This is a genomic window from Methanomethylovorans sp. (genome assembly GCF_050177135.1).
Classification (GTDB): Archaea; Halobacteriota; Methanosarcinia; order Methanosarcinales; family Methanosarcinaceae; genus Methanomethylovorans.
The window spans coordinates 1-3,847 of sequence record NZ_JBFXHJ010000184.1; the positions used below are offsets into that span (position 1 = coordinate 1).

Here is a 3,847-nt window from a genome sequence, read left to right on the forward strand (position 1 = left end):
CGATGAGATCATTGCCATCGACGGCTGCGCTCTTGTATGTGCAAAAAAATCACTTGAGCGTGCAGGGTTTACCGTTGATAAGCATGTAATACTAAGTGAACTTGGCATGAAAAAGAACAAGGAGCTTGATCTCAATGAAAATGAGGTAAATGAGACCATGGTCAAGGTAGAGGAAGCGTTGAGAATCTAGAAAAGGTATGTGTACATAAAAAGAACAGGTGAATAATATGAGGATGCTGGAAGAGTTTTTCCCGGAATTTGCACAGAAGCTGGATGAGATCGATAAGATATACAGGGACAAGAGAACCATTGACGAGAAAACATATCAATTTATATGTTTTGCTCTTTCCATAAAGGCCCGCTCAAAGCCATGTGTGCTGAAACATTTCAAAGGCGCTCTTGAAGCAGGTGCAACTGTTAAAGAACTGACGTATATCCTGGCTTTAACGATGCGTGAAGCTGCAGGTGCAGATGACTGCTGGACCCACGATGTCATAGGCGAATGGAAAGAGATTCTTAAAGGGAATGTGTCCTGTTGCTGTGCAGGCGACAAGGATTAAGATATCAAACTTATCTGCATTTTTTCTTTTTACTCCGTGCTGAGAACTGATGAACGATCCATCTAAGACTCTTAAAGGTTCCCTGCTATCATAGCCTTATGATATGCCATTGCCAGCATCCTGTTAACAAATTCAATGGCTTCTGCTTCGGAGTCTACCATCCGTATTGTGACCTGGCCGTTCTGAAAAAAGTTCAGTTCTATGATACCGCTTCTTACGACCACCATACCTAGCTTCTCAGAATACTTGCCATCCAGATACCTGGCTATCAAAGGAAGATCAGGTGCTTCGTCCAGTTGCGCAATGATCCTCAGCTTCCAGGGATCAGCTATACAGGGCAGGATCTTTTCAGTATGTGCAACTCTCATTTTATTCCTCTTTGCATGTGCAATTCTATAACCAAAGTAGTTCAATATTAATTGAAATACCATCCTCCTTTATCAAACTTTGTTTACATTATGGAAAACAGGCCGTTTCATTGCTTTTCGACAAGGAAGGCACTCTTGAACGTTCACTTACAGCAGGATCCGTTCTCTCCTCCGCAACAACAATCACCACTATCCATATCCTTACCTCTTAGTGCAGCGCCTATCATTGCCCATGCACAGCCTACACCGCTCTGCACTTCTATTGCCCGGGCAGGGCAGTTGCTGGCACATGCGCCACATTCCATGCATGCTGCAGGATGCACGAGTTCAACATGTCCTTTTCCTTCGCCAAAGACCCCATGCGGACAAACCTGAGTACACCGCAGACAGTTGATACACCTGTCAGGATGGTATTGCAGTGTATTTTCTATATATGAATCAAACATCAGACCATCTCCATAAACCGCATTGCTCCAAAGATGGTCAGGAGCAGAATTCCGGAACCTGCCATAAGTGCCATAACGGGTACATATCGATATATCTCTTTTTTGACACCGGTCCTTGAAGTGAATGTTGTACAGCCTGTAAAGTTAAGCGCCAGGTATGCGGTCACAGCCGGTATGGTCAAAAGTAAAGCCAGTGATATGATCGCTTTCATTAAGAGGGGCATCGCAGGATCCGCTGCAAAGGAAATTGCAAAGGGAATTGCGGCCAGCAGCCCCAATATAAGCCCTTTAGTGCTGAAATCATGTGTAGGAATGAATGGAAGGAGGGCAGGAAACAGTACAGTGCCTGTAATTACCGTGGTTATCGCTGCAAGGGCTGCAAGAGGACCTGCCAGGAGGTAAAGAAAGATAGCCACAGCTATTGTGGGAAATAATGCATGTTTCAATTCCACCGGCGTGAGTACAAGCCGGTCCTTTAACGCAAAATGCACCCTGCGCATTTCAGGTGTTGCCTTGTGTGTTCTAAGATATTCCGAAAGATCACTGGCACGGACAGGGCCAAATTCCACCCTAAAACCGGACCTCTGCTGCACTTCATGTGCAGAGATACCAGGTGCTCCAAGCTGCGGCAATATGACAGTACGGTGGCGGACAATATTAGAAAGTCCCGACCACGTAATGCGCTTTACCAGCTCGTCTGTCCCGAATGTACCCTTGCCTGCAGCACACCATACATTGATGCCCTTAGTATCCAGCACAAGGATATAACAGTCAGTACCTGCAAGCGCGCAGCGCAGAGCATCAAAGCTAAGGGTGTAGTTTGCTGACGCAAAAACCAAAGAGTCCGGAGTAGGATTCCCTAGTTTGTAAAGACCGGGCTTTACAACATGTCCCATCCGGTTTACACCCAAACGGGCAAAGAAATGGTCAAGCCTATCATTAAGAGTGAGCTCACTTGTAGTTGCAAGAATTTCAGATGCCTGCATCTTGCTTGTCAGAGTGATGAACTGATTTTTATCTGGCTGAGGTACACATGAGCACGCAGAACTGGTAATTTTGTCACTGGCCATGATCAGGTCTCCTGTTCAATCACCTTTATGCATCAGGGGTTCAAGTACCTCTTTTACCATTCCGCTAAGATCCTCTGCCTTAATGAGAGCCAGACAGCAGATAGTACCGTCTTTTTCCCAACTTATCAAAGCAAGTTTAGTTCCCGTCTTAATACCGGCTTTCTCTCTTACTTCTTTTGGGAGCACCATCTGTCCTCTTTCATCAACACTAAGGATTGCCTCTACGTTGTATGCAGAACAGGGGTTACACTCATACATAGGTCCATCAGAACTGCATGATCCATTCGACGTCCTCTTTTTAGTCATTCAGATCCTCATAATAAGAAGAGTTTTCTTCATATTTGTACTTTTCTGAAAAATCAGAATAAACCAAAAATTATATTGATGTTCGGATAGCCTTTTAATATATTATGATAATATATGAAAACACATCTTTCAGGAAGATATCATGATCCAGGATTTCAAAGAAACGTATAAGGAAGTGCTACAGGCGACATTACCATTAACAATAGCAGTCCTGTTTATCATGCTGCTGTTCATGGGCGTGGATTCCGGTCTTTTGATAACCTTTCTTAAAGGAGCCGTATTTGTGATATTTGGCATGGGTCTTTTTTTGATGGGTGTGAAATTGGGGATGTTACCAATTGGCGAATCCATCGGAGCTGATCTACCAAAGCATGGCTCACTGCTATTTATTTTTATAATAGGGTTCTTGCTATCCTTTATGGCAACGGTAGCTGAACCGGATGTAAGGGTGCTGAGCACTGTAATCGAATCTGTTTCGGAAAGTAGTATACAACGCAATATAATGATACTCTCTATAGCTCTGGGTGTAGGCTTCTTCGTAGCTGCATCTCTGCTCAGAATAATCTATGGTATTCCTCTGAACCATATGTTATTTGTCGGTTATTTGATCGTAGTTTTACTGGCCTTCGTAACACCAACCGATTATCTTGCAATAGCCTATGACTCTGGTGGTGTGACTACGGGTCCAGTGACAGTACCTGTGATCTTGGCTCTTGGGGTTGGAATATCTTCTGTTCTTAAAGGCAAGTCTGAACTCTCGGAGAGTTTTGGATTGATAGGTCTTGCCTCTCTTGGTCCAATTTTGAGCTTGATGATCTTAGGAATTCTATCACATTGAGGAGGATATATGCAAGGGATCATAGACATCACGATTGAGGTCCTTCAGGCACTTAGTCCTATAGTTATATTTTTTATTTTTTTTCAGCTGAGATATTTGAAACTTCCCTCCTTTGAGGTCACCAAGGTCTTAGTAGGCATGTTAATTACAGCTGTAGGAATGGTATTATTCCTCTATGGAGTTTACAATGGATTTTACCCGGTCGGATTTGAGATCGGAGGATTTCTTGGCAGCATTGAACAAATGTGGATCCTGATAC

Annotated in this window: 8 protein-coding genes; 4 read left to right on the forward strand and 4 right to left on the reverse strand. The window is 43.6% G+C overall.

The genetic code is table 11. From position 1 onward, the window contains the following. Both AB7U21_RS11050 and AB7U21_RS11055 read left to right on the forward strand, forming a co-directional pair. On the forward strand, positions 1 to 190 hold a 190-nt coding region (locus tag AB7U21_RS11050; RefSeq protein WP_428389051.1), incomplete at its 5' end, for a putative zinc-binding protein. A gap of 37 nt (positions 191 to 227) precedes the next feature. Further along, positions 228 to 560 (forward strand): carboxymuconolactone decarboxylase family protein, encoded by a 333-nt coding sequence (locus AB7U21_RS11055; protein WP_428389054.1) that lies wholly within the window; start codon positions 228 to 230, stop codon positions 558 to 560. Positions 561 to 631: 71 nt separating this feature from the next. Here AB7U21_RS11055 and AB7U21_RS11060 read toward each other — a convergent pair whose 3' ends face one another. From AB7U21_RS11060 to hgcC, 4 genes are all read right to left on the reverse strand, one after another. Further along, positions 632 to 928 carry a hypothetical protein gene (locus AB7U21_RS11060; RefSeq protein ID WP_428389056.1) on the reverse strand — a complete coding sequence of 99 codons (297 nt, stop codon included), beginning with the start codon at positions 926 to 928 and terminating at the stop codon, positions 632 to 634. A gap of 143 nt (positions 929 to 1,071) precedes the next feature. Next, on the reverse strand, positions 1,072 to 1,374 hold the full coding sequence (hgcB, locus tag AB7U21_RS11065) for a mercury methylation ferredoxin HgcB (RefSeq protein WP_428389058.1): 303 nt from the start codon (positions 1,372 to 1,374) through the stop codon (positions 1,072 to 1,074). Next, complete coding sequence (hgcA, locus tag AB7U21_RS11070; RefSeq protein WP_428389060.1) at positions 1,374 to 2,444, reverse strand: mercury methylation corrinoid protein HgcA; 1,071 nt, start codon at positions 2,442 to 2,444, stop codon at positions 1,374 to 1,376. The genes hgcB and hgcA overlap by 1 nt, the downstream gene beginning before the upstream one ends. 15 nt (positions 2,445 to 2,459) lie before the next feature. Next, positions 2,460 to 2,750, reverse strand: a complete 291-nt coding sequence (gene hgcC / locus AB7U21_RS11075) for an HgcAB-associated protein HgcC (RefSeq protein WP_214063857.1) — start codon at positions 2,748 to 2,750, stop codon at positions 2,460 to 2,462. Positions 2,751 to 2,892: 142 nt separating this feature from the next. Between hgcC and AB7U21_RS11080 the strand changes: the two genes are divergently transcribed. Together AB7U21_RS11080 and AB7U21_RS11085 are read left to right on the forward strand one after the other, a co-directional pair. Beyond that, complete coding sequence (locus tag AB7U21_RS11080; RefSeq protein ID WP_214063856.1) at positions 2,893 to 3,588, forward strand: DUF1538 family protein; 696 nt, start codon at positions 2,893 to 2,895, stop codon at positions 3,586 to 3,588. A gap of 9 nt (positions 3,589 to 3,597) precedes the next feature. Beyond that, the coding region (locus AB7U21_RS11085) for a DUF1538 family protein (RefSeq protein WP_428389062.1) at positions 3,598 to 3,847 on the forward strand (250 nt) is incomplete at its 3' end.

Bases quoted from the DNA above. Each gene is read 5' to 3' on its own strand.
- AB7U21_RS11055 (WP_428389054.1), top strand. From the start codon at position 228: ATGAGGATGCTGGAAGAGTTTTTCCCGGAATTTGCACAGAAGCTGGAT.
- AB7U21_RS11060 (WP_428389056.1), bottom strand. From the start codon at position 928: ATGAGAGTTGCACATACTGAAAAGATCCTGCCCTGTATAGCTGATCCC.
- hgcB (WP_428389058.1), bottom strand. From the start codon at position 1,374: ATGTTTGATTCATATATAGAAAATACACTGCAATACCATCCTGACAGG.
- hgcA (WP_428389060.1), bottom strand. From the start codon at position 2,444: ATGGCCAGTGACAAAATTACCAGTTCTGCGTGCTCATGTGTACCTCAG.
- hgcC (WP_214063857.1), bottom strand. From the start codon at position 2,750: ATGACTAAAAAGAGGACGTCGAATGGATCATGCAGTTCTGATGGACCT.
- AB7U21_RS11080 (WP_214063856.1), top strand. From the start codon at position 2,893: ATGATCCAGGATTTCAAAGAAACGTATAAGGAAGTGCTACAGGCGACA.